The organism is Sphingopyxis sp. YR583, assembly GCF_900108295.1.
Classification (GTDB): Bacteria; Pseudomonadota; Alphaproteobacteria; order Sphingomonadales; family Sphingomonadaceae; genus Sphingopyxis.
Genome location: NZ_FNWK01000001.1, coordinates 1,630,753 through 1,655,268, shown reverse-complemented (window position 1 = coordinate 1,655,268; position 24,516 = coordinate 1,630,753). Strand labels below are relative to the sequence as shown.

25 protein-coding genes are annotated in these 24,516 nt (G+C 63.4%); 19 read left to right on the top strand and 6 right to left on the bottom strand.

Features of this window, described 5'->3' with window-relative positions:
• Positions 1-98: 98 nt before the first annotated feature.
• Positions 99-812 carry a hypothetical protein gene (locus tag BLW56_RS07590; protein WP_093509958.1) on the top strand — a complete coding sequence of 238 codons (714 nt, stop codon included), beginning with the start codon at positions 99-101 and terminating at the stop codon, positions 810-812.
• Here the strand turns inward: BLW56_RS07590 and BLW56_RS07585 are convergent.
• A complete protein-coding gene (locus BLW56_RS07585; RefSeq protein ID WP_093509957.1) occupies positions 785-1,399 on the bottom strand; it encodes a thiamine phosphate synthase in 615 nt (204 codons plus the stop codon). The genes BLW56_RS07590 and BLW56_RS07585 overlap by 28 nt on opposite strands.
• Positions 1,400-1,456: 57 nt before the next feature.
• Here BLW56_RS07585 and BLW56_RS07580 point away from each other — a divergent pair, with 57 nt between their 5' ends.
• On the top strand, positions 1,457-2,119 hold the full coding sequence (locus tag BLW56_RS07580; protein WP_093510848.1) for a YggS family pyridoxal phosphate-dependent enzyme: 663 nt from the start codon (positions 1,457-1,459) through the stop codon (positions 2,117-2,119).
• 22 nt (positions 2,120-2,141) lie between these two features.
• Here BLW56_RS07580 and BLW56_RS07575 read toward each other — a convergent pair whose 3' ends face one another.
• Complete coding sequence (locus BLW56_RS07575; RefSeq protein WP_093509956.1) at positions 2,142-2,654, bottom strand: DUF4402 domain-containing protein; 513 nt, start codon at positions 2,652-2,654, stop codon at positions 2,142-2,144.
• Positions 2,655-2,749: 95 nt separating this feature from the next.
• Between BLW56_RS07575 and BLW56_RS07570 the strand changes: the two genes are divergently transcribed.
• The 5 genes from BLW56_RS07570 to BLW56_RS07550 all read left to right on the top strand — a co-directional run bounded on the left by BLW56_RS07570 (position 2,750) and on the right by BLW56_RS07550 (position 8,368).
• Entirely contained in the window at positions 2,750-3,820 is a 1,071-nt protein-coding gene (locus tag BLW56_RS07570) for a type III polyketide synthase (protein WP_093509955.1), read from the top strand.
• Complete coding sequence (locus tag BLW56_RS07565; protein WP_256203344.1) at positions 3,817-4,530, top strand: methyltransferase domain-containing protein; 714 nt, start codon at positions 3,817-3,819, stop codon at positions 4,528-4,530. The genes BLW56_RS07570 and BLW56_RS07565 overlap by 4 nt, the downstream gene beginning before the upstream one ends.
• Positions 4,527-5,624, top strand: a complete 1,098-nt coding sequence (locus tag BLW56_RS07560; protein ID WP_256203343.1) for an NAD(P)/FAD-dependent oxidoreductase — start codon at positions 4,527-4,529, stop codon at positions 5,622-5,624. The genes BLW56_RS07565 and BLW56_RS07560 overlap by 4 nt, the downstream gene beginning before the upstream one ends.
• A gap of 88 nt (positions 5,625-5,712) precedes the next feature.
• Positions 5,713-6,120, top strand: a complete 408-nt coding sequence (msrB, locus tag BLW56_RS07555; protein ID WP_093509954.1) for a peptide-methionine (R)-S-oxide reductase MsrB — start codon at positions 5,713-5,715, stop codon at positions 6,118-6,120.
• Positions 6,121-6,175: 55 nt separating this feature from the next.
• A complete protein-coding gene (locus tag BLW56_RS07550) occupies positions 6,176-8,368 on the top strand; it encodes a transglycosylase domain-containing protein (protein WP_371262213.1) in 2,193 nt (730 codons plus the stop codon).
• 6 nt (positions 8,369-8,374) lie between these two features.
• Here BLW56_RS07550 and BLW56_RS07545 read toward each other — a convergent pair whose 3' ends face one another.
• From BLW56_RS07545 to BLW56_RS07535, 3 genes are read right to left on the bottom strand one after another with little or no spacing between them, the layout of a single operon-like run.
• On the bottom strand, positions 8,375-9,106 hold the full coding sequence (locus BLW56_RS07545; protein WP_256203342.1) for a M48 family metallopeptidase: 732 nt from the start codon (positions 9,104-9,106) through the stop codon (positions 8,375-8,377).
• Positions 9,087-9,539 carry a YcgN family cysteine cluster protein gene (locus tag BLW56_RS07540; protein WP_093509951.1) on the bottom strand — a complete coding sequence of 151 codons (453 nt, stop codon included), beginning with the start codon at positions 9,537-9,539 and terminating at the stop codon, positions 9,087-9,089. The genes BLW56_RS07545 and BLW56_RS07540 overlap by 20 nt, the downstream gene beginning before the upstream one ends.
• Positions 9,527-10,171 carry an SCO family protein gene (locus BLW56_RS07535; protein WP_093509950.1) on the bottom strand — a complete coding sequence of 215 codons (645 nt, stop codon included), beginning with the start codon at positions 10,169-10,171 and terminating at the stop codon, positions 9,527-9,529. Before BLW56_RS07535 ends, BLW56_RS07540 begins: the two co-directional genes overlap by 13 nt.
• A gap of 86 nt (positions 10,172-10,257) precedes the next feature.
• Between BLW56_RS07535 and BLW56_RS07530 the strand changes: the two genes are divergently transcribed.
• Genes BLW56_RS07530 through BLW56_RS07515 form a run of 4 tightly spaced genes read left to right on the top strand, consistent with a single transcriptional unit; the run spans position 10,258 to position 13,245 of the window.
• Positions 10,258-10,878, top strand: coding sequence for an ankyrin repeat domain-containing protein (locus tag BLW56_RS07530; protein ID WP_093509949.1), 621 nt, complete (start codon positions 10,258-10,260; stop codon positions 10,876-10,878).
• 57 nt (positions 10,879-10,935) lie between these two features.
• Positions 10,936-12,210 (top strand): 3,4-dihydroxy-2-butanone-4-phosphate synthase, encoded by a 1,275-nt coding sequence (gene ribB / locus BLW56_RS07525; RefSeq protein WP_093509948.1) that lies wholly within the window; start codon positions 10,936-10,938, stop codon positions 12,208-12,210.
• Positions 12,210-12,635, top strand: coding sequence for a 6,7-dimethyl-8-ribityllumazine synthase (gene ribH / locus BLW56_RS07520; RefSeq protein ID WP_093509947.1), 426 nt, complete (start codon positions 12,210-12,212; stop codon positions 12,633-12,635). Before ribB ends, ribH begins: the two co-directional genes overlap by 1 nt.
• Positions 12,628-13,245, top strand: a complete 618-nt coding sequence (locus BLW56_RS07515; protein WP_093509946.1) for a hypothetical protein — start codon at positions 12,628-12,630, stop codon at positions 13,243-13,245. Before ribH ends, BLW56_RS07515 begins: the two co-directional genes overlap by 8 nt.
• A gap of 33 nt (positions 13,246-13,278) precedes the next feature.
• Here BLW56_RS07515 and BLW56_RS07510 read toward each other — a convergent pair whose 3' ends face one another.
• Positions 13,279-14,364, bottom strand: coding sequence for an alkene reductase (locus tag BLW56_RS07510; RefSeq protein ID WP_093509945.1), 1,086 nt, complete (start codon positions 14,362-14,364; stop codon positions 13,279-13,281).
• 113 nt (positions 14,365-14,477) lie between these two features.
• Between BLW56_RS07510 and BLW56_RS07505 the strand changes: the two genes are divergently transcribed.
• The 8 genes from BLW56_RS07505 (at position 14,478) to BLW56_RS20375 (ending at position 24,138) form a co-directional block, all read left to right on the top strand.
• Positions 14,478-15,383 carry a DMT family transporter gene (locus BLW56_RS07505; protein ID WP_256203341.1) on the top strand — a complete coding sequence of 302 codons (906 nt, stop codon included), beginning with the start codon at positions 14,478-14,480 and terminating at the stop codon, positions 15,381-15,383.
• A 5-nt stretch (positions 15,384-15,388) separates the two neighbouring features.
• Positions 15,389-16,054, top strand: a complete 666-nt coding sequence (locus BLW56_RS07500; RefSeq protein ID WP_093509944.1) for a COQ9 family protein — start codon at positions 15,389-15,391, stop codon at positions 16,052-16,054.
• Between the two features lie 57 nt (positions 16,055-16,111).
• Positions 16,112-16,360, top strand: a complete 249-nt coding sequence (locus tag BLW56_RS07495) for a FeoA family protein (RefSeq protein ID WP_093509943.1) — start codon at positions 16,112-16,114, stop codon at positions 16,358-16,360.
• Positions 16,357-18,216: a ferrous iron transporter B gene (locus BLW56_RS07490; protein ID WP_093509942.1), complete on the top strand. Its 1,860-nt coding sequence runs from the start codon at positions 16,357-16,359 to the stop codon at positions 18,214-18,216. Before BLW56_RS07495 ends, BLW56_RS07490 begins: the two co-directional genes overlap by 4 nt.
• A gap of 32 nt (positions 18,217-18,248) precedes the next feature.
• Positions 18,249-18,791, top strand: coding sequence for a single-stranded DNA-binding protein (ssb, locus tag BLW56_RS07485; protein WP_093509941.1), 543 nt, complete (start codon positions 18,249-18,251; stop codon positions 18,789-18,791).
• Positions 18,792-19,834: 1,043 nt separating this feature from the next.
• Positions 19,835-20,623: a site-specific integrase gene (locus BLW56_RS20620; RefSeq protein WP_177175875.1), complete on the top strand. Its 789-nt coding sequence runs from the start codon at positions 19,835-19,837 to the stop codon at positions 20,621-20,623.
• Positions 20,613-22,169, top strand: coding sequence for a site-specific integrase (locus BLW56_RS07475; protein ID WP_305809697.1), 1,557 nt, complete (start codon positions 20,613-20,615; stop codon positions 22,167-22,169). Before BLW56_RS20620 ends, BLW56_RS07475 begins: the two co-directional genes overlap by 11 nt.
• Positions 22,162-24,138, top strand: coding sequence for an integrase (locus BLW56_RS20375; protein WP_143043410.1), 1,977 nt, complete (start codon positions 22,162-22,164; stop codon positions 24,136-24,138). Before BLW56_RS07475 ends, BLW56_RS20375 begins: the two co-directional genes overlap by 8 nt.
• Positions 24,139-24,516 lie beyond the last annotated feature (378 nt).

Here is a 24,516-nt window from a genome sequence, read left to right as displayed (position 1 = left end):
GAAAAGCGGGTTTGGTGCGATAATATGGTGGGATTCACTGGCAATATCGCGTCAGGAGTCCTATCTGACGAGTCGATTGGGGATGGAGTCGCAGAGCAATGGCGCGGACGTCGCGACATTTTTGGAAGGGAAGCCTCACCGCTTTTGCGGTGGTTTCGCTTGCGCTCCCGCCGGCCCTCGCCGCGATGTCGAGCAGCGACCGGATCCGCGACACCACGCTTTCGGAAGCTCTGCTCGGCCAGTTCACCCCGGCGTCGGGCGACGAACGGCTGATCGCACGCTATAACAAGATGTCGGCGGAACAGCGGAGCGGCTTCAGCTTCACGCCCGCGCTTCCTGACGACGGTGCCAAGAATCGCGCGATCACCGTCGTGACGCGTGCACGTGACGACGCTTCGAGCGCGGCGCGCACCTCGGCCCTCGCGGCCGGCCGCACCGCGCCGATCGCGATAACGCCGGTCGCCTATAATCTGGGTGCATCGGTCGGATTCGAGAAATTCGTCACGCCAGCGCTGCCGCGCGGCACCGACCTTCGCAATCTGCCGGTCGCGAAGGCTCCGGAACAGGACGAAAAGAAGTCGCGCTTCGCCACGCGTATGGTCAACCGCCCAAGCGACCCGAGCGGGGCAACCGATCGCGTCACCGCTCCCGGCGAAGCGTCGGCCGTCGATGTCGTCAGCAGCTATCGCTTGACGAAGAATATCGATGTTACCGCCGGCGTCCGTTACAAGAGCGACGACCGCGTCGAGCCGCTGACCGATACGCGTCGCGACAGTCAGGCGGTCTATGTCGGAACCGCGTTCCGCTTCTGACGTTTTCGGCGCTTCGTCGCCTGTTCTTCCCAAGCATCGATCGCTGCCCAACCGGGCTTGATTCCGTTCAGGCGGTTTAGCGCCCGCGCCCGCGCTTTCGTCATTCCGCCGAGCGCGATCGGCTGCGCGCCCGCGAGCCGTGCAAGTCGCAGCCAAGCGGCATGCCCCAGCGTGGGCGCGCCGGGATGCGAGCGGGTCGGATGAAGCGGCGAGATGAAAACGCCATCGGCGCTTGCGCGGCGCGCGGTGCGCGCTTCACGTCTGTCGTGGACTGGCATCGTCAGCAACAGGCCTAGCCGACGCGTCTGTGCCGCATGGCGCGCTGCACCTTGGCGCAGATGGACGCCGTCCGCGCCCCAGCGGCGCGCAATTGCGGGCGATCCCGCGAGAAGTACGGTCAGTCGGCGCAGTCGAGCCATGCGCATCAGGCGCCGCATCAAGCGCCAGCGCGCACCGGGCGCCAAGCGGTCGTGGCGAAGGACGATGCCGCTGCCGGGCGGAAGCAGCGCGGCGAGTTCGACCGTGCCGACCTTTGTCCGTTCGTCGCTGAACAGCCATGTTCTCGGCAGGGGGTGGCGTGCGCGCATTGGACTTTCTATAGGCGCGTCGCGAGCGCACGCAACGCGCGGGACGGAAACGAGAAGATGAGCGAAGCAGCAGACCGGCTGGCGGATGTGCAGGCCCATATCGCCGACGCGGCGAAGCGCGCGCAGCGCAAGACCGATGAAATCTGCCTGATAGCGGTTTCGAAGACCCACGACGCAGCCGCGATCCGTCCGCTAATCGCCGCGGGCCAGCGCCACTTCGGCGAGAATCGCGTGCAGGAGGCCGCAGCGAAATGGCCCGAACTGCGCGCCGAAACCACCGATGTCGTGATTCACCTGATCGGCCAGCTGCAATCGAACAAGGCCGAGGAAGCCATCGCGTTGTTCGATGCGATCCACTCGGTCGATCGCAGTTCGCTGGTGCAGGCGCTCGCAAAGGCGTGCCAAAAGGCGGGCAGACAGCCGCGACTCTTCGTCCAGGTCAATATCGGCGATGAGGAACAGAAGGGTGGTTGCACGGTCGCCAACCTTCCCGCCCTGCTGGCCGAAGCGAAGGATGCCGGGCTGGCGATTGACGGGCTGATGGCGATCCCGCCGGCCGATATCGAACCCGCGCCCTTTTTCGCGCTTCTCAACGAACTTGCCGAGCGCCACGGCCTGCCGCTACGCTCTATGGGAATGAGCAGCGATTATGAAACCGCGGTTATGCTGTGCGCGACGCATGTGCGCGTCGGGACGGCGCTCTTTGGATTACGGGACTAAATTTCCCGAGCGAACACCGACTCTATTGATATTCCACCGTCACCGGAATCCGCCCGCGATAATCGCCGTCGTCGAGGCCGGCGACTTGTAATCGGCCACCGAAACGGAACTGGAGGCGGCCGTCGGCACCGAGGCGCGGTGCGGCCGCGAGGTCGGTGGTTAGGCTGTTGACGCGCACGGTGTGGCCGTGACCGCTTTCGAGGTCGACGCTCGTGGGGAGGATGACGCGGACCGCGGCTCCCGGTTCGCCGCGCACGGTGACGGTGCCGGTGAGCGCGAAACCGCCGAGATCGATGACATTGCCGCGCACGCGGCGGACGCCCGAGGCGGGATCGACTTCGACCTCTCCCCCCATCGCACCGACCGCGATGCGGCCCATGTCGAGTCGGGTTTCGACATCGATGCGCAGCGGTGTTTCGACCTTGTTTGCCGCAACGCCTGCTGTTTTTTCCTGCGTGCAGAGCAGGCATTGTGCCGCCGCCGCCGACGGGCCGGAAAAAGCCAATATGGCTCCGAGGAACAAGCGCGTTTTCACGCGTTCCCGTGTAGCCTGTTCATGGTTAAGCCGCCGTAAAGCCGCGGAAGCGCTAATCGCTGGCGAGTCCGCCGCTTTTCGGTCACATCTTCGCAATGAGCAGACCATCGCTGCCTCCCCGGCTGAACGCCCTCGCCACCGCGGTGCCGGGGCATGATATCCATCAATCCTTCATCGACTGGGCGACGCCGCGGCTGGCCGACGAGCGGATGCGTGCGATCTTCACGCGGATGACCGCGCGGTCGGGGATCGATCATCGCTGGTCGGTGTTGCCGCCGACGGCCAATGGCGGCTCGCCGGTCGCCGCGGGCGGCTTTTACGATGTCCCCGGCCTGCCGCCGACGTCGGTGCGGATGGCGGCCTATGCGCGGCACGCCCCCGACCTCGCGATGCAGGCGATCGCAGGGCTGGGCGACGCGTTCGACCCGGCGCGCGTCACGCATCTTGTCGTCGCGAGCTGTACCGGTTTCGTCGCGCCCGGGATCGACCAGATTCTCGCGCGGCGGCTGGGGCTGGCACCGACGGTCGAACGCGTGCTGATCGGCTTCATGGGCTGTTACGCCGGGGTCACCGCGCTGCGCACCGCGCGGCACATCGTGCGGTCCGAGCCCGAGGCCGTGGTGCTTGTGGTCAGCGTCGAGCTGTCGACGCTCCACCTCAGCCTCGCCGACCAGCCCGAACCCTTGCTCGCGATGCTGCAGTTCAGCGACGGCGCGGCGGCGGGGATCGTGTCCGCCGATCCGCACGGGTTTGCGCTGGGTGAAGGGCGCAGTCTCGCGCTGGGCGACAGCGAAGAGCTGATCCGATGGGACATCGGCGACAAGGGGTTCGAGATGACCCTGTCGGGCGAGGTGCCGGGGCGGCTGCGCGAGACGCTTGCCGATCCGGGCGTTCAGCGCGAGCTGTTCGGCGATAGCGGCGCACCGCCCTTGCTCGCGGTCCACGCCGGCGGCCGCTCGGTGCTCGACGCGGTCGAGCATGCGCTGGCGGTCCCACCCGAGGCCTTGACCGACAGCCGCGCGGTGCTCGCGCGCTTCGGCAATATGTCGTCGGCGACGATATTGTTCGTGCTCGCCGAGATGATGGCGCGCGGCGCGGCGGGCGAGGGGATTGCGATCGCCTTTGGCCCGGGGCTCGCCGCCGAAGCGATCCGTTTCAGGGCATGAACCCCTTCGCCAGCCTTCGCGTCCCGATTGTCCGCGAAGAGGAGATGGACGCGGCCGAGCTGCCGCCGGAACGCTATGCGCGGGTGCTCGCCGACCTGTCGCGTATCAACGCGCTGACGATGGCTCCCCGCCCGACGCTGGGCTTTCTCGATCGCATCCGCGCACGCGGTGTCGGCGACCGGCCCTGGCGCATCCTCGACGTCGGCTTCGGTGCGGGCGACATGCTCGCGCGCATCGCGCACTGGGGCGACAAGCGCGGGGTCGCGCTCGATCTGGTCGGCGTCGACCTCAACCGCAAGAGCGAGGCGGTGGCGGCGATGCGGCTCGGGGCGCGGGCTCGGCTGATCACCGGCGATTATCGCGCGCTGGCGGGGCAGCGGTGGGACATCATCATCTCCAGCCTTGTGACCCATCATATGACGCCGACGCAGCGCACCGAATTCTTGCTTTTCATGGAAACCGAAGCCGCACGGGGCTGGCTGATCAATGACCTCCATCGCCAGCGCCTACCCTTTGCCGGCTATCCTTTGCTTGCCGCACTGGCCTTCGTCGATCCCATCGTCCGCCGCGACGGGCAATTGTCGGTCGGGCGCAGCTTCCGCCGCGGCGAATGGCGGGCGATGCTGGCCGAAGCATTGCCCGGCACGGCAGGCGATTGCCGGATCTTCCGCAGCTTTCCGTATCGGCTCTGCGTCGAGCATATAAGGTGAGCGACGCGATCGTTGTTGGTGCCGGACCCGCCGGGTCGGCCGCGGCGATCGGACTGGCGCGGACGGGCGCAAAGACGCTCTTGCTCGAACGCGCGCGCGAAACGGGCGATGCGCTGTGCGGCGGTTTCCTGAGCTGGCAGACGCTGGCGCGGCTCGACGCGCTCGGAATCGAGCGCGCCGCGCTTGGTGGGCAGGCGGTGCATTATGTGCGCCTGTTTGCGGGCGACCGGCAGAGCGAGACGGCGCTACCCGGCGAAGCGATGGGGGTTTCGCGCCATCGTCTCGACGGCATGCTGCAAGCCGCCGCCGCGGCGGCCGGGGTCGGCCTCGAATATGGCATTCACGCGGCGGCGCTGGACAGCGGCGCGGTACGGACGCGCGATGGCGCGGCGCTGGCGGCGCCCGCAATGTTCCTCGCGGCGGGCAAGCATGGCTTTCGGGGCTTCGCACGCGATCCTGTGCAATGGCAGCGCGCCGATCCGGCAATGGGGCTACGGTTGCGGCTTCCGGCGCATCCGGCGCTTGGTCGGCTGGTCGGTGACGCGGTCGAACTCCATCTGTTCGATCGCGGCTATGCCGGGCTGGTGCAACAGGAGGACGGCAGCGGGAATCTCTGCCTCGCCGTCCATAAATCGCGGCTTGACGAAGCGGGCGGCGATCCGGTGGCACTGCTGCGCGCGTTGGGCGATACGATGCCGCATCTCGGCGCGCGACTGGCATATGCCGATTGGTCGCGCGGTGTCGATGCGATCGGGCACGTCCCCTATGGCTGGCGCACGCGCGATACGGCGCCGGGACTGTTTCGGCTGGGCGATCAGGCGGGCGTGATCCCGAGCCTTGCCGGTGAAGGCATGGGCCTCGCGCTCGCGAGCGCCGAAGCCGCGGTGTCGGCGTGGCGTCACGGCGGCGGTGCGGCGGCGCCTGCCTTTCAGGAACGGCTTGCCGCGCGGATGACGCGGCCCTTCGCGCTCGCCAACCTCGTCTGGCGCATGGGCGAAAGCCCGGGCGCCGCCAGATTTATTCCCCACGCTGCGTCACTTTTCCCGTCGCTGGTACGAATGATATCGCAGGCGACGCGGATCGACCCGCGCTGACCGCACCCCTTGCAGTCGCACGGCGCCGCGCCGATATTATGAGCAACCGCGATGGTGCCAGAAAAGGCCCGTCCAAAGGAGACTGTCCATGACCGATCCGAAAACCAGAAAGACGCTCGACCCGATGGCGCACCATGTGCTGCGCGAAGGCGGTACCGAGCGGGCGTTCACCGGTAAATATACCGACCATAAGGGCGACGGCGTCTATCGCTGCGCCGACTGCGGCGAACCCCTGTTCGATAGCCGCACCAAGTTCGACAGCGGGTCGGGCTGGCCGAGCTATACTGCGCCCGCCCAAGGCGGCGCGGTCAAGGAGCTGACCGACACCAGCCACGGCATGGTCCGCACCGAGGTCCGCTGCGCCAAATGCGAGGGCCACCTCGGCCACGTCTTTCCCGACGGCCCCGGACCGACGGGCCTGCGCTATTGCATCAACAGCGCGGCGCTTGACTTCACGGACCGCGGGCAGGATGAGGCGTCAACCGGCAAGGATTGAAAACCCCTTCCCGGACTGACGCATCAGGGGCGCAGTGAGGGAAGGAACACCGGCTTTGCGCCGCGAAAGACAGCAGGCTTCGTCGAATAAATCGTCATCGTCCAGCAAGCGCGGCGGCACGCCCGGTGGCGAGCCGCCGCGTTGGCGCGTGTGGCTTCGCCGCGCCTTCCGCTGGGGCCTTGGCCTCGCGGTCGTCGGTCTCGTCGCGCTGGCGGTGGCGGTCGGCATCGCGGTGCAGCGGATGCCGAGCTTCGAGGAACTCAAGAAGTCGCCGGCGGGGCAGACGATCCGCGTCCGCGCCGCCGACGGCACCGTCTTCCTGTCGCTCGGGCCGAATTACGGCCGCTGGCTGACCTTGCGCGAAACGCCGCAGGTCATGCAGGACGCGATGGTCGCGGTCGAGGACCGTCGCTTTCGTTATCATCCGGGGCTCGATCCCGTCGGCATGGCGCGCGCTGCGGCCGTGGCGCTGCAGAATCGCGGCAGCGGCCGACGCCTGCAGGGCGCCTCGACGATCACGCAGCAGCTCGCGCGCAATATCTTCCTGTCGAACAGCTATGATTTCAAGCGCAAGGCGCGCGAAATGATCCTCGCGCTCGCGCTCGAATGGAAATTCTCGAAGGACCAGATCCTCGAGCTCTATCTGAACAAGGTTTATTTCGGCGGCGGCAGCTATGGCATCGACGCCGCGTCGAACAGCTTCTTCGGCCATAGCGCGACCGAAATGTCGCTGTCCGAGGCCGCGGTCGTCGCGGGGCTGGTCAAGGCGCCGTCGCGTTACTCGCCGACCGCCGATGCGCAGGCCGCGCTCGGCCGCGCCGGCGTCGTGCTCGACGTGATGGTCGATGCGGGCGTCATCACGCGCGCGCAGGCCGACAGCGCCGAGCCAGCCAACGTCCAGCTCGCGAAGGAAACCGGACAGAATAGCGCGCGCTATTTCAGCGACTGGGCCTTGCCGCAGCTCGACATGCTGATCGACGAGGGCAGCGAGGCGCTCGACGTCTATACGACGATCGACCTCGGCATGCAGCGCGCCGCGACCGCGGCGATCCAGGCCGATACGCCGAAGGGCGTGCAGGGCGCGCTGGTATCGCTCGACCGCGACGGCGCGGTGCGCGCGATGGTCGGCGGCCGCGACTATGTCGCGTCGAACTATAACCGGGCGACGCAGGCGCTGCGCCAGCCGGGATCGGCGTGGAAGCTTTTCGTTTACATGGCGGCGCTCGAGGCGGGGTATAAGGTCAATGACAAGGTCGTCGACGAACCGGTGACGATCAACGGCTGGTCGCCCCGGAACTCGTCGGGCCGCTTTTCGGGCACGATGGACCTGCGCAGCGCCTTTGCCTATTCGGTCAACACCGTCGCGGCGAAGCTGGGCGACGAGGTCGGTTTCTCGGCGGTCGCCAACATGGCGCGACGCTTCGGGATCACCACGCCCGTCAACACACATCCCTCGATGGTGCTGGGCAGCGCCGAAGTGCGCGTGATCGACATGACCGCGGCCTTTGCCGCGGTGTCGCGTGGCGGCGTGTCGGTGCAGCCCTATGGCATCACCAAGGTCACGACCGCGAGCGGCGAGCTGCTCTATCAACGGCCCGCCGAGCGCGGGACGACGCTGGTCGACCATTGGGTCGCGGCGGGGATCACCGACCTGCTCCAGACCGCGGTCAACACCGGGACGGGCAAGGCGGCGCAGATCGGCCGCCCCGTCGCAGGCAAGACCGGGACGACGTCGAGCAACAAGGACGGCTGGTTCCTCGGCTTCTCCAGCGGGATCACGACGGGCGTCTGGATGGGACGCGACGATGCGAAGCCGGTCGGCGGGCTGCAGGGCGGCCGCGCGCCGGCCAAGGCCTTTGCCGATTATATGCGCGTCGCGGTCGCGCGGCGTCCGGTCGAGCAGTTCGACACCGAAGTCGTGCTGCCCGAATGGCAGCTCGAGGACGAGGGCGAGGCCTATATGGGCGAACCCGGCGAAGAGGGGTTCGTCGACGAGAATGGCATGCCGATCGAGCTGCCCTATGACAGCCGTCCGCCCGAGGGCGCGGCGCCCCCGCCTCCGCCCGAAGACGGGCCGGTGCTCGATCAGCAATGGATCGAGGAGCAGACGGGACGGCGCGGTTCCGGCGATAATGGCGCGGCGCCGAAGAATGGCGGCCAGCCGAGGATTGTGACCGTACCGAAGGCAGCTCCGCCGCCGCCGGCGAAGGGATCGCAACCGCGACCACCCGCCGACCCGTCCGACTAGGCGCGCTCAGGCGTTGAAGCGATAGCGGTGGAGCGAGCGCCCTTCGCGGCGTAGCCAGCCGCGCGCCGCGGCGACATCGCCGTCGTGCAATTCGTCGACGAGGGCGTGGAACGCCGCGCTGTGGTCCATGTGACGAAGATGCGCGACTTCGTGCGCGACCGTCGCGCGGCGGACATGATCGGGCGCCATCACCAGCCGCCAGCTATAGCGCAGGTCGCCGTCGTGGGTGCAGCTGCCCCAGCGGCTTCGCGGATCGCCGATGCCGACGCGGCCCACCGACAGGCCTGCCGTCCCGGCGATCGCGCGGCTTTCGCGTTCCATCAGGTCGAGCGCCTGTCCTTTCAGCCAGCGTTCGATGCGCCGACCGACGGTTTCGCGAGGGCCCCCGACCCGCAAATTTTCGCCATCGAGACCGATCGCGCGCGGCGCGGCGGGATCCCAGTCGATATGCCGTTCGATGCCAAGAAAGGGGACCGTGCTACCGGGACCGACGATGACGGGAAGCGCCGCCTTGCCGACCTGTTCGACGAGCCATGCCTGCTGTTCGCTGGCCCATTTCAAAGCCGCGCGTTCGTTGGTCCGGCGCGGGACGGTCAGCCGCAGTTCGCCGCGCGCGCCATCGAAGACGAGCCGGTAGCGCCGCGATTGCGCGTGGCGCACGACACGCACCGGCCAGGCTTCGTCGCCGACCCAGATGTGCGGTCCGTCGGGCGCGAAGTCAGACGACGCGTTCGACAAGATGATTCTCGAGCGGTCCGGCCATATCCTCGCCGACCGTCCAGCCGACGATCGATTCGCCAGCGCGGTGCACGGCATCGCGGTCGCCGCAGACCAGATAATGCCAGTCGGGCAGCGGTTCGCCCTCGGCGCGCAGGCGATAGGCGCAGGTCTGCGGCAGCCATTCGAGATCGTCGACCTTGGCCCTGGTCAGGGTCAGGCAATCGGGAACGTGGCGGCGGCGATGCTTGTAGTCGCTGCAGCGTGCGGTTTTAAGGTCGATCAGGCGGCACGCGACATTGGTCGGATAGATGCGGCCCGTATCTTCGTCTTCAAGCTTGTGCAGGCAGCATTTGCCGCAGCCGTCGCACAGCGCCTCCCATTGCCCCGCGTCGAGCGTAGCAAGCGGCGCTTCCCAGAAGGGACGCGCCTCCCGGGGCTCTACTTGACCCATTTCGCCAGCTCGGCCGCGACCGCCGCGGGCGCGCCTTCGTCGATGTCGGACGATGGGTCGTCGAGCGGCAGCAGCGCAACCGGCTTGCCGGCGGGATCCATCAGAAAGGCAAGCTGGCTGTGCGCCATCAGATAGCGGTCGGGCGCCGAGCCCGGCACCTTGTTGTACGTTACGACATAGGATTTCGCGACCGCTGCGATCTGTTCGGGCGTGCCGGTGAGGCCGAGCAGGCGCGGATGATAGCGCGCGACAAAGGGCTTCAAGGCTTCGGGCGTGTCGCGCTCGGGATCGACGGTGATGAACAGCGGAACGACCTTGGCGCCGCGCGCCGCATCGGCCTTTTCGAACTGCGACAGGCCGCGCATCAGCTTTTGCAGGTCGACCGGGCAGATGTCGGGGCAGAAGCTGTAGCCGAAATAGACGAGGCGATATTTGCCCGCGAAATCGGTGTCGCGGACCGTCTTGCCATTCTGGTCGGTGAGCGTGAAGGCGCCGCCGATGCGCGCGCCTTCGAGCGGGGGCTTCGCCGTCGGCGCATCGCCGCCGCCGCTGCACCCTGCGAGCGCGGCACCAAAAGCGATCATCAGGCTTGCACGGACCAGCCTTTGTCCCATATTTGCGATATTCATCATGCAGCCAGCCTTGGTCGGCTAGCCGCGGAAAATCAACCATTGTCGTCGCGCCAGCGGCGGACAAATTGCCCCAGGGGTCGCCGATCATGTTTCGCCGTGCGGAATTCCGCCTCGCCGCTTTCCTCGCTCTGCTGGTCGGGGCAACGGGCCTGCTGCTCAGTCCCGCGCATGCGCAATTCCGGGGCGGCTATGCCTTTCTGCAGGCGGTCGAAAGCCGCGACGGGACAAAGGCGACCGATGCGTTGAAGGGCGATCCGTCCTTCATCAATACGCGCAACCCCGACACGGGCGAAACCGCGCTGATCATCGTCGCCAAGCGACGCGACACCAGCTGGCTGCGCTGGCTGCTCGCCAAGGACGCCGATCCGTCGGTCAGCGACCGGCAGGGCGTGACCCCGCTGATGCACGCCGCGTTGATCAATTTCACCGACGGCGCCGACGAATTGCTCAAGGAGAAGGCGCCCGTCGACCAGACGAACCGGCGCGGCGAAACCGCGCTGATCCTGGCGGTCCAGAGCAAGAATGTCGCAATGGTGCGTCTGCTCGTGCGCAATCGCGCCAACCCTGACAAGGCGGACCATGTCGCTGGCATGTCGGCGCGCGATTACGCCAAGCGCGACGACCGCACCGGACAGATGACGGCGATCCTCGACGCCAAGCCCGACGCGCCGGTGCGCGATCTCGGACCCCAGATCGGCCCGAACTGATCAGCGCAATGTGATATGGATATTGACACTCACATTATGATGTGAGAAACGAATTCCATGTCTACACAGCTCATCGATCGCATCCGCGCCATCGTCGACGACGGGGCGATGTCCCGCTCGGGTCTCGCCCGTGCCGCGGGCCTCCACGCCAACAGCCTGCGCGACCTCGATTCGCCCGGCTGGAATCCGACCGCCGAAACGCTGCGCAAGCTCGAAAACTGGCTCGCGAATGGCAGCGACCTGTCGCCGATGGCGACGCCCGAGGAAATCATCGCCGAGGCGCGCAACGGGCGCATGTTCATTCTCGTCGACGATGAGGACCGCGAAAATGAGGGCGACCTCGTCATTCCGGCGCAGATGGCGACTCCCGATGCGATCAACTTCATGGCGACGCACGGCCGCGGCCTGATCTGCCTGACGCTCACCAAGACGCGCGTCGATACGCTCGGGCTCGAACTGATGAGCCGCCAGAACGGCACGCGGCACGAAACCGCCTTCACCACCTCGATCGAGGCGCGCGAAGGCGTCACCACGGGCATTTCGGCGGGCGATCGCGCGCGTACCGTTGCGGTCGCGATCGACGCGGGCAAGAGCCGCGACGATATCGTCACGCCGGGGCATATCTTCCCGCTGATCGCGCGCGACGGCGGCGTACTCGTCCGTGCCGGTCATACCGAGGCTTCGGTCGACATCGCGCGCCTCGCCGGGCTCAACCCCTCGGGCGTGATCTGCGAGATCATGAACGATGATGGCACGATGGCGCGCCTCGACGACCTGGTTCCCTTCGCGCGGCGCCACGGGCTCAAGATCGGGACGATCGCCGACCTGATCGCCTATCGCAACCGCAGCGACCGGCTGGTCGAATGCGTGTCCGACGAACCGTTCGAATCGGACTATGGCGGCGACTGGCGTTTGAAATCCTATCGCAACAAGATCGACGGCAGCGTCAATCTGGTGCTGCAAAAGGGGCCGGTCGACCCCGAAGGCGTGACGCTGGTGCGCATGCATCCCGTGTCGATCTTTGACGACATCATGGGCCGTCCGGGTCCGAAGAAGCGCCGCCTGCAGCGCTCGATGGACGCGATCGGCGAAGCCGGTTCGGGCGTCATCGTGATGCTGATGCGTCCGCTGCCCGGTTCGGCCGATGCCGATGCCACCCCGGCGCCGAGCGGCGGCATGGACCTGCGCACATATGGCATCGGTGCGCAGATCCTTGCCGACCTTGGCGTCCATGCGATGGAACTGCTCACCCCCACTCACAGCAATATCGTCGGTCTCGAAGGCTATGGCCTGTCGGTCGTCGGCGAACGTCCCATTCCCGGAGAAGCCTGATGGCGCATGTCCTGATCGTCGAAGCCCGTTTTTACAGCCACCTCAACGACATGCTGCTCGACGGCGTGCGCAGCGCGCTCGAGGCCGAGGGGCACAGCCACGACACGGTGACCGTCCCCGGCGCGCTCGAAGTGCCCGCGGCGATCTCGCTCGCCGCCGACAGCGGCCGTTACGATGCCTATGTCGCCCTCGGTGTCGTGATCCGCGGCGAAACCTATCATTTCGAGGTCGTTTCGAACGAAAGCGCGCGCGGTATCATGGCGCTGACGCTCGACGGGCTTGCGATCGGCAACGGCATCCTGACGGTCGAGAATGAAGAACAGGCGCTTGCGCGCGCCGACAAGACGCGCAAGGATAAGGGCGGCGAAGCGGCAAAGGCCGCACTCGCCATGCTCGCGCTGAAGGAACAATTCGGCATTGGTTGATCGTCCGCCTCCCAGCCGTTTCTCCGTCGTCGAACGCGGCGGCCGGCTGGTGGTGATCGACAAGGAAACCGGCCAGACCCCGCCGACCGCGGCCGAGCGGATGGACCTTTACGATCGCAAGATGGGGGTCGAAGCGATCCGGCCGGCGGCGCGTCCGGCAGAACCCCATCCCGCGCCGATTGTGCAGGCTGCACCGATATCGCGGCGCGAGCCGCCGCGGGCCCCGAACGAGCGTATGGCGGCCGCCGTCGCCGAAATGAATCGCAAGCAGCCGTGGAGCCAGAAGACGACCGGCAAGCCGCCAGCCGCTCGCATTCCGCAGCGGTCATCGCCGCCGGCGCAAACCGGTGGGCGGAAAACCGTCGTCACCGCGAGATGGTGGGATTCGAAGGGGCCGCGCACGATCGAACTGGGTCAGAAGGGGCAGGCCGAACTGACCGGCGGCTTCATGATGCTGTTCTTCGGATTGGTGATCGCGGCGATCGTCCTGGCTTTCGTCGAGCCGCTGATCCTCTTCGTGGGCGTTTTCGCGCTGTTTCGCTTCGGCGGCAATGTCCTGGGACCGATCGGCGCCGGGATCATCGACAAGGCGCTCGCCGAAAAAGGATGATCCGGACGGCGTGAGCCGCCCGGATCATATCCATCATGCCGGCTGCAGCGCCGGATAGTCGGTGTAACCCACGGGGCCCGGCGAATACCAGGTCTGCGGATTGTCCGCCGCCCATTCGGCGCCATCCCGGATCCGTTCGACCAGGTCGGGATTGCCGATGAAGGGGCGCCCAAAGGCGATCGCATCGGCCGCGCCGTTCGCAAGCGCCTCTTCGGCCAACGCCACGTCATAATCGCTGTTCAGGATCAGCGGCCCCTTGAACGCCTGCCGGATGGCGGGCGACTGCTTGGGCACTTCGGTGCTGCCGAAGGTGCCCTCGGGACCGGGTTCGCGCAGTTCGAGGAAGGCAATGCCGAGTGCATCGAGCGCCGCAGCGGCAGCCGGGAACAGTTTCTCGGGCGCGCTGTCATCGACGCCCTGCGTGGCACCGTTGGGCGACAGGCGTACCGCGACGCGATCCTTGCCCCAAACGCCGATCAGCGCTTCGGTCACTTCGCGCAGCAGGCGGATACGGTTCTCGACCGAGCCGCCATAATCATCGTCGCGCAGGTTCGAATTGTCGCGCAGGAACTGGTCGATCAAATAGCCGTTGGCGCCGTGCAACTGCACCCCGTCGAAGCCCGCCTTCTTCGCGTTTTCGGCGGCGTGGACATAATCGGCGATCACGCGCGGAATCTCGTTCAGCTCGAGCGGGCGCGCGACTTCGAGATCGCGGCGTCCGACCGGCGTGTGCGCGCGGCCTTCGCCCACGGTCGCCGAGGCGGATACCGGCGGCTTGCCATCGTTGAACACTGAATGGACGAGCCGGCCCATATGCCAAAGCTGCGCAACGATGCGCCCGCCGGCTTCGTGCACGGCGTCGGTCACCGGCTTCCAGCCTTCGACCTGCGCATCGGTCCACAGACCGGGCGCGCTCGGCCAGCCAAGGCCTTCCTGCGAAATGCCGGTGGCTTCGGAGATGATCAGCCCCGCCGACGCGCGCTGGCGATAATATTCGAGCGCGAGTTCGTTCGGCACGAAGCCGGGTCCGGCGCGGCCCCGCGTCAGCGGCGCCATGACGATGCGGTTGGGGGCGTCGATCGCGCCCAATTTGATCGGATCGAATAGTGATACGGCCATGGTTCCTCCACGTTTCACTTTCTTCGCGACGGCCCCATCGGTCGTCGCTATGGCCCGCGAAGCTATGGATGCAGCGGTGCCGGCACAATGGTACGTAGCAAAAGAAAATCTAAATGACAGCGAAGATGGACAGGATTGACGAGGGCATCGGCAACGGGGCCGGGCGCTGGGCGTTCGCCGCGCTGATCGGCGGCAATGTCGCGCTGTCGCTCGGCGCCATGCTCGTGCGACTTGCCGATACCGGGCCGGCCGCCTCGGCCTTCTGGCGGATGACGATCGCGCTGCCCCTGATCCTGCTCTTTGCCTGGCGCGAAAGTGGCGGCAGGGCGCCGCCGCGTCGGGCGATGCTGGTCGCGGCGATCGCCGGAATTTTTTTCGCGCTCGACCTTGCGACCTGGCACATCGGCATCCTCCATACCAAGATCGCCAATGCGACGCTGTTCGGCAATTGCGCGAGCCTGCTGCTCGTCCTGTGGGGTGTGTATCTGACGCGCACATGGCCGCGCGGGTGGCAGGCGCTCGCGGTATTGCTCGCTTTCGCCGGATCGGCGCTGCTCATGGGACAAAGCTATGAAATATCGGCCGACTATCTGCTCGGTGACTTGCTGAGCCTGCTCGCGGGCGTGTTGTACACCATCTATGTCATCCTGATGCAGCGGGTGCGCGGCACGCTCGCGCCATGGACCGCGCTCGGTATCGCCTCGGTCGTCTGCGTCCCCGTGCTGCTTGGCACCGCGCTGGCGCTCGGGGAAGCGATCGTGCCGCGCGACTGGACCCCGCTGGTCCTGCTCGCGCTGACCAGCCAAGTCGTCGGGCAAGGGCTGATGATCTGGTCGCTGCCGCGCTTCTCGCCGCTTGTGCTCGGGCTGACGCTGCTCATCCAGCCCGCGATCGCCGCGCTGGCCGGCTGGCTGATGTTCGACGAACTGCTCGGCCCGGTCGATATTTTCGGCGGTATGCTCGTCGGTGCCGCGCTGGTCTTGATTAGGTTGCCGAGCCGCCGCGCGGCGCCTATCTGAACCTCATGGCCTCGATCCTTCCCGCCGACCCGACCCTCGACGAGATTCGCGCCGCGCTCGCGCCGCTGATCGCCGCATCGGCTGCCTTCGACGGGTTCGGCGAGGCTGCGCTGCTCGACGCCGCAGCTCGCATCGGCGTCGATGCCGATGTCGCGCGGCTGGCTTTTCCGGGCGGCGGGCGCGAGATGGTCGACGCCTGGTTCGCCGATGTCGATGCCGAAATGGAACGGCGCTGGCCCGCCGAAAAACTCGCGACGCTCAAGATTCGCGAACGGATCACGACGCTCGTCGAAACGCGCATCGACCTGCTCGCCCCAAACCGCGAATCGCTGCGCCGCGCGCTGGCCTTGCTCGCGCTGCCGACCAACGCGCCGCACGCCGCGAAACTCGGCTGGCGCGCCGCCGACCATATGTGGCGGCTCGCGGGCGACACCGCGACCGATTATAACCACTATAGCAAGCGCGCGATCCTCGGCACCGTCTATGGATCGACGATGGCGGTGTTCCTGAACGACGAGAGCGAGGGGCTCGCCGACACGCGCGCTTTCCTCGCGCGCCGCATCGACCAGGTGATGCGTTTCGAAAGCTGGAAGCATCGCCGCGCCGCGCGCGGCATCGAGCGGCCGAGCCTCGCGCGCTTCGTCGGGCGGCTGCGTTATCCGGGGCGATAATCATAAATTACAAAGCAGGGCTGGCGCTTTTCTGCCGTTATTGATAACCGCTCGCAAATGACTGCTTTGCTCGACAAGACGCCGCTGGGCGCTCGGGTGCGGATCGCGCACATCGACTGGAATGCGATGACCGAAGACGAAGGACGTCGCCTGCGCGAATTCGGCCTGCTGGAAGGGTGCGAGGTCACCCCGCTCCACCGTGGCAGCATCTTTTCGCGCGACCCGCTTGCGCTCACCGTCGGACGGATGAAGGTGATCATCCGCGCGCGGCAGGCGGCGGCGATCGAAGTCGAGCCCGCGGCATGACCGGCGCCATCCCCTCGATTGCGCTTGTCGGCAATCCCAACGCGGGTAAGTCGAGCCTGTTCAATGCGCTGACCGGCGCGCGGCAAAAGATCGCCAATTATCCCGGCGTCACCGTCGAACGAAAGGCTGGGCAGGCAAGCTTTGCCGACGGCCGGCCGATATCGCTGATCGACCTGCCGGGCACATACAGCCTCACCCCCGCAAGCCTCGACGAGGCGGTGACCCGCGACGTCGTGCTCGGCAAACAGGAAGGCGAAAAACGCCCCGATGCGCTGATCATCGTGCTCGACGCCGCGAACCTCGACAATCATCTCTGCTTTGCGCTCGAACTGCTCGCGCTGAACCTGCCGACGGTGGTCGCGCTCAACATGCTCGACCTTGCCGAGCGTGACGGGCTGACGCTCGACGCCGCACGCCTGTCGAAAGAACTCGGCGTGCCCGTCGTGCCGACGGTCGCGGTGCGCAAGCGCGGCCTCACCGAATTGCTCGCCGCGGTCGACGAGGCGATCCGGTCGCACCAGCCGCGTACCGCGCTCGCCGCGCCCGCGAACGACGCCTCGCTGCACCAGCGCGCACGCGCGATCGCGCGCGTCGCGACGGTCGATGAGACGCCGGTGCGCCGCTGGACGCAGCGCGTCGACAATATCGTGCTCCATCCGGTTGGTGGCCTCATCATCCTCGTCGCGCTGATGTTCGTGATGTTCCAGGCGGTGTTTTCATGGGCGACACCGTTCGCCGACGCACTCGAAGGTGCGATCGGCGTGGTTCAGACGTGGGTGGTCGGCACCTTCCCCGACAATTTCCTGCGCGGACTGGTGGTCGAGGGGCTGCTCGCGGGGGTCGGCGCGGTCGTCGTCTTCCTGCCGCAGATCTTGATTCTCTTCCTCTTCATCCTTTTGCTCGAGGCATCGGGCTATATGACGCGCGCGGCGTTCCTGATGGACGGTCTGATGGGCAAGGTCGGATTGTCGGGGCGCGGTTTCATCCCGCTGCTGTCGAGCTTCGCCTGCGCCGTCCCCGGCATCATGGCGACGCGCTCGATTCCCGACGAAAAGGATCGGCTGACGACGATATTGATCGCGCCGCTGATGACCTGTTCGGCGCGCATGCCGGTCTACACGCTGATCATCGGCGCCTTCATCCCGGCGCAAAAGGTCGGCGGGACGCCGATCGGGCTGCAAGGACTCGTGCTCTTCGGCCTGTTCATCAGCGGCATCGTCGGCGCGCTGCTCGTCGCGTTCGTGCTGCGGCGATCGGTGACCAAGGGCAATGCCACGGGCTTCATGATGGAAATGCCACGCTATCAGTGGCCGCGGCTGAACGACATTATTATCGCCTTGTGGCAGCGCGCGTGGATCTTCCTGCGCCGCGCGGGCACGATCATCGCCGCGACGACGGTGGTCCTGTGGCTGCTACTGACCTTTCCGCAGGCGCCGGCGGGCCAGAGCCAGGTCGAGTATAGCGCTGGCGGCCGCATCGCGCGCGCGCTCGAGGTCGTCGTCAAACCGATCGGTTTCAACCACGACATCGCACTCGCGCTGATCCCCGCGATGGCGGCGCGCGAGGTTGCGGTGTCGGCGATGGCGACCGCGAATGCGATCGACGCGGGCGACGACGAGGATGCGATGGCCGAGGCGCTCGGCGACCGCATCGCGGGCCGCTGGAGTATCGCCACCGCGCTCGCATTCCTCGCCTGGTTCGTTTTCGCGCCGCAGTGCATTTCGACGATCGCGATCACCCGCCGCGAGACCAACGGGTGGAAATGGCCTCTCTTCATGGTTGGCTATTTGTTCCTGCTCGCCTATGTCGCGGCTGGAATCACTTACTGGACAGCCGTCGCCTTTGGCCTAGGCTGATCCTCCCAACTTTTAGCGGAGCGGAGCGGCGGATGGCTGGCAGCGTCAACAAGGTAATTTTGATCGGCAACCTCGGTGCCGATCCCGAAATCAAGTCGTTCCAGAACGGCGGCAAGGTCGCGAATCTCCGCATCGCGACGTCCGAGCAGTGGAAGGACCGGATGACCGGCGAGCGCAAGGAGCGCACCGAGTGGCATCAGGTCGTGATCAACGGCGAAGGCTTGATCGGCGTGGTCGAGCGTTACCTGAAAAAGGGCTCGAAGGTTTATATCGAAGGCAGCCTGCGCACGCGCAAATGGCAGGACCGCGACGGTAACGACAAATATACGACCGAGATCGTGATCGCCGGCATGGGCGGCACGCTGACGATGCTCGACGGCGCACCGGGCGGCGGCGGTGGCGGCTCGCGCGGCGGCGACAGCTGGTCGCAGGGCGGCGGCTCGTCGGGCGGCTGGGATCAGGGTGGCGGTTCGGGTGGTGGCTCGGGCGGCGGCTGGAACCAGGGCGGCGGCGGCAGCTCGGGCGGCGGACGCCCGCCGTTCGACGACGATCTGGACGACGACGTTCCGTTCTAGGAACCACCTCAAAACTTCTGTTGCGTTTGAACTATTAAAACGTTGAAAATAAGTCCATTAGCGTAAAATTGTTGGGATCGAAGAACGGCTTCGATCCCGACATAAATGCCACCTTGATCGTTTGTTGAGAGACCATCTCCGATTGAGGCCAAAGCTCGGCACACATCGTTCGATGTCCGAGCCCTCAGCTTTGCGCTGGGATCCGGTTCTCCGACTTCGAACAACGCTCCAGTGAGATTGATTCGCCGGAGGCGCTGTCCGCCACAGCGCTTGCAATTTTGCACCCTGACTTTGGGTCCCCTCATTGACGCGCTCCCCGTCACGCAGAACGACACTTCGCATGTCAAAATTCTGCCTCCTTTAGGATATTTGTGGAAAAATTTAATGTCACCAAAGATAATTTATCCCAAAAGTTCCACAAACATCCGAAGATTAAACAGTCACATTTTTTCCACAAAAACTGCAGTTGAATGAAGATTTTCGCGATATTGATTAAATGCAACGACCTAACTATCATTCTTTGAAGTTTAATTGGCAGTGAGTCGTTTTTTGTGGATGGTATAGGCAGTGCAAAGATTACGTTTATTCGCTTCGAGAGCGGCGAGCGCTACCCCATTATGTGCGGAACGAATGGCATACCTGAGTGGTACCCAACCCTCTTCGCGACCTCTCGCTATCGGAACTCGTCAAAAGCCCCCCAAACTGCGTGGGCAGCCCTCGGCGCCATCCGCCGCCTACTTCAATGGGCAGAGCGCAAAGGCATCGACCTCGTTGCTCGCTTTCAACGGCGGAATTTCCTTACGTCGGCTGAGCTCGAAGACCTCGTGGAATCCCTATGCCATTTAGCCACTGATGATGGTCCGGCAGAGCCAAGGCCAAAAACATCCCGAGCGAGCGGCCTTGAAGGTGCACGAGCCCGCGCTCACAAACGTGGCGCCAAACTGAACAACCAGTACATTTACTCTAGGCTGTCGTACGTTGCGGAGTATGTGAGGTGGCTCGCCATCCATCTAATTGAACGCGAGGCTCGATCTGTCGACGAATTGACCGCAGAAAAGATCGACGAGATGTCCGCCGAGCTTAAGGAACGGCGGCCGACGATCAGGCGTCGCGCAGGAAGCAGCGCTAAAAAGGCCCAATTGTCGAAAGAAGAAGCGGCGCTCCTCAATATAGCCCAGACCGATCACGCTGATAATCCATTCGCTGCGCTGACGGCCAATCGAAATGGCCTCATTATCTTAATGCTGAACGAGCTCGGCCTCAGGGCCGGCGAGTTGCTGGCAATCAAAGTACCGGACATAGATTTCCAAGCTCAGGAAATCGTTATCGAGCGCCGACACCATGATCACGAAGACCCTCGCCAGTATCAGCCCGTCGTCAAAACGCTCGATCGTAGGTTGCCTCTTTCGGATGAATTAGCATCACGCTTAAGTTGCTATGTGCTCTCGGATAGACGCCAGTTCCACCGCGCACGCCATCACCCCATGCTATTTGTATCAACCCGAGGCTCTCGAAGCGGCAGAGCCGGCGATCCAATTTCGCGCCAAGCCTTAACCAAGGTGACGTCGGCATTGTCCGCTAAATTGCCGCGAGGCTGCCAACACGTTCACCCCCACATTTTCCGTCACAACGCGGCGACCAGATTTTATCGGCAACTGCGCGAACAAGATATCCCTGAAGAGCGGATCGAGAGACTCCTGGAGGCGAAGTTCGGCTGGGCCGAAGGATCAGGATCTGCGCGGGCCTACATTGAAAGCGAGGTCCAAGCCGAAGCGCTCAAGGCGCAGAAAGAGGCTCAGAACGCTTGGAGAATGAATTCTCATGAACCTTAGTCCGAGTGAAAGTCACCCTCGCCTGCCATATACGACTAGGAACGGATACAAGTTTGAACTGAAAAGCAATATCTGGATATTGTCTCGACAGCATTCAATAAACTGGGACCTCATGTCTCCGTACGTCACGACTGATCTTATTGATTCACTCAGAAAAGTTCTTTCTAAATATGCCATTACTAAATCTGCTTCGCACACTTATGCAATATGGGCACGATTTAAGCACTATGCGATTTGGGCGAGCAGCGAGTCGCAGCCAATCTCCGCAATCGACGCCCAATCTTTGGCTAACTACCGCGCGTCACTTGAAAAACGCGATATCTGGTATGTAGGCGTGATAGCGGGGTTAATCCGCACTTGGAGCAAGCTCAGATATGCCGGATTGGGCGGGGGCCTCCTTCAGATGATCAACGGCTGGACCCTTCCTGGTAATATTAAAGGGGAAGCGGTCCAGCTTCAGGATCCACATGACGGAGCGCTCACGGATCTAGAGTTTGAAGCATTCTACTCGGCAGTGACAGACAAATTCCAAGACAAAAAACTCTCCATTGGAGACTTCGCATTAGTAATGCTGCTTGCGTTCAGCGGTCGGCGTCCTGTTCAGTTAAGCGACCTAAAGGTGAAAGACCTGATCATTGCGCGCGCCCAAGATGGCCTCACCGAGTATGTCCTGAACGTCCCCAGAGCAAAGGTTCGGAACTCCAGCTTCCGGGGCGAATTCAAACCGTTCGCACTTAACAGCGATAACGGAGCAGTCATTGAAGCGCTAATCGAGGCGAACGCCGAGAGAGTGGCTAGGCTTGATGGGCTCGATGACTTAGATTTAAGAGAGCTGCCGCTGTTCCCAAATTGGCGCGAAGTAAAAAAATACGCGCGGATGACCGCGATGCGCCGCAGCTCGTTGCCGGCTGATTTTATGCATCTCAATCCAACGACGATATCGACCCGCACAATGAAAATCGCGACATCGCTCTCCGTTATTTCCGAGCGAACGGGGGCGCCGATGCATATTTACCCCACCCGGTTTCGGCGAACAAATGGCACTCGCGCTGCGCGAGCCGGACACGGCGAATTGATAATTGCAGAACTGCTCGATCATACCGATACCCAAAATGTAAAAATCTACGTGGAAAATGTCCCGGAATATGTTGACGCGATAAATGAGGCAGTCGCATTGCAGCTGGCGCCCATCGCGCAGGCATTTAGCGGTAAATTGGTGGACTCCGAAGCTACTGCCCTTCGCGGCGACGATCCGTCTAGCCGTGTGCGTACCAATGGAGGAAAGACGGCAGGGACCTGCGGTCATTATGGCTTTTGCGGCGCCTTAGCACCCATCGCCTGCTACACTTGTAGGAACTTCCAACCTTGGCTTCATGGTCCCCATAGAGAAGTACTAGATCGGCTTTTATCGGAGAACGAGCGCGTCGCCCGGATCGCAGGCCAATCACCCGTATCGACAATTACCGATCGAACGATTCTAGCGGTAAGTCGCGTAATTCAGCTGTGCGATGAACGCAAAGCCAGCATTGGACAGCCCAATGGCTGACGTTTTGGTATTTATCCCGCAACACGAATTAACGGCCAGCGCCAATATGGCCGAATTCATACGCATGTGCCGAGAAGATCTCACGCTATTCGGACCGAATCTTGACTGGTCCAATAGCGTCTGGCGAGAGGCCAAAGTCACATTTGGGAATATCGACCAAAGCAGTGTTATTGGCGGTGTAACGCAACCTCTGGCGCAACCGTTCTGTGATTTCGCGAAAGCCTATTTTCGTTATCGGCACACTCATGCTCCGAATGAGCACAAAGCCGAATTACGCGCGCTCAAATGCGTAGAGCGCGCGCTCATCGAACAGACTGACGCAGCTGACCCTAGCACCATTAATATCTCAGTGCTGGATGCGGCAGCCCAAATTGCGCGCAATTGCTACGAAGCTCCCTATGCCCCCGGCCGAGAGATTGCTCGGCTAGCTCAGTTTTTAGCGGAACATCGGTTGGTGGCGCATTCTCTTGATTGGAAGAGCCCAATCCGTCGGCCGATCGACACAGTGCGTACGGGGGCAAAAGCCAAAGAGCGGCGCGAAGCGAAGCTTCCCGATCCGGAGGCCGTGCACGCGATTGCATCAATCTTCGCGCGCGGCCCAACCCATGCCGCCGACATTTTCGTGACGAGCGCAGCGGCGATGTTACTTTGCGCGCCAAGCCGAATTTCTGAAATTCTGGAGCTTCACGTTGATTGCGAGGTCGAAGAGCGCAAGCGCGATGGCTCCACCGCATATGGTTGGGCCTTCCGGCCTAAAAAGGGTGGCGCCCCCATGATCAAATGGATTCCAGCGCCCATGGTAGATATCGCCAAATTGTCGATTGCCCGCCTTAGAGAGATTTCGGCTCCCGCACGTGAATTCGCCAGATGGGTCGAGTCTGGAGACACCCATTCTTTCCCAGGGTTTTCAGCACACGCAGGGGTAGACGGCCTACTCTCTCGTACGGCGATCAAAGAGCTGATTGGAAAATTCCGTTCGTTAAAAGGACTCCAATTTCAAAAGGCTGGTTCATTTCGAATGACTACGGTCGCTAATTTTTCGGCTTGGCTTCGCGCTGAAGTGATCAGGGAAAATCGATTCTTCCCCTATATTTCTAAAGATAAAGTCGTAAAATTTAGCGATAATCTATTCTGCTTTAAGCAAAATCAAATTGCATATTCCCATTCTAGTGTCGAACTTAGCTTGTGGCGCCCTAACAATAACAGTTTGAACGATAAACTCACCGACAGCCTAGAGAAGGCAAGCGCCAGTTTTTTTGATCGCCATGGCTTTAACGCTGGACGAGAGCATCGCCTGAAAGTGACATCTCATCAATTTCGGCATTTGATCACGACATTCGCTCATCGAGGTGGACTACCCAGTTCCGAAATTGCCCGTTGGCGAGGATCTAAGGACGTAAAGCAAAATAGAGCTTACGATCATCGGTCAGAGTTTGAGCTGGTCGCCATGCTCCGCGAGCACGATCCCACGCTTGTTCGAAGTAAGTCAGAACTCGAGATCGCCGAGCAGATTAAAGCTGCCCTTCCAATGACGACGGCGGAATTCAACGCGTTGGAGAAGCCAACCGCACATATTACAGAGTTCGGGTTCTGCATTCACGATTTCGTGATGTCCCCCTGCCAACGATTCCGTGACTGCCTGAGTTGCACAGAACAGGTTTGCGTAAAAGGTGACGGGCGCCTTCAGGGACTCAGGCAACAGCTAGAGCTGGTCGAAAAGGAGATGGAGAAGGCGAAAGAAGGGGCGGCAGAGGGCGCGTACGGGGCAGATCCTTGGACTCGTGTACAAAGTGAGACGCACGCCAGGCTTCAAAGTTTGATAGAGATTATGCAGGATCCGGAAATACCCGACGGATCAATCATTCGCATTGCAAATCCTAAAGAATTCAGCCCTGCGCGCAGGGCATTGATTCATAGAGGATATGACCAGATCATCCAGCCCCGCCTTCCTTCGCTCGGTGCGGAATGATGGCGAGGAAACTTACAGATTCCGAGATCAAAAAGATTGTTGACCTCCTTGCGGGATGGAAGGGACCGCTTTCATGGGAGATGTTATCCAAGAGATGCGAGGGGCTGATTTTCCGGCGACCCGCGCGGCAAACACTTGCGAGAACGGCGCGTATCGCGATCGCGTTTAGTACGACCAAGGATCGTCTCCAGGTTGAATCCGGCTACACTGCTTCCTCGATTAGCATGCGAGCGGCACAAGATCGTATTTCACGTCTCTCAAACCAAGTCGCCCAACTTGAGGCTGAAAATCGCCTGCTATTAGAGCAGTTTGTGCGGTGGCAATACAACGCGAACATTTTTGGGCTTTCTATTGCTCAACTCAATCGAAGCCTACCCC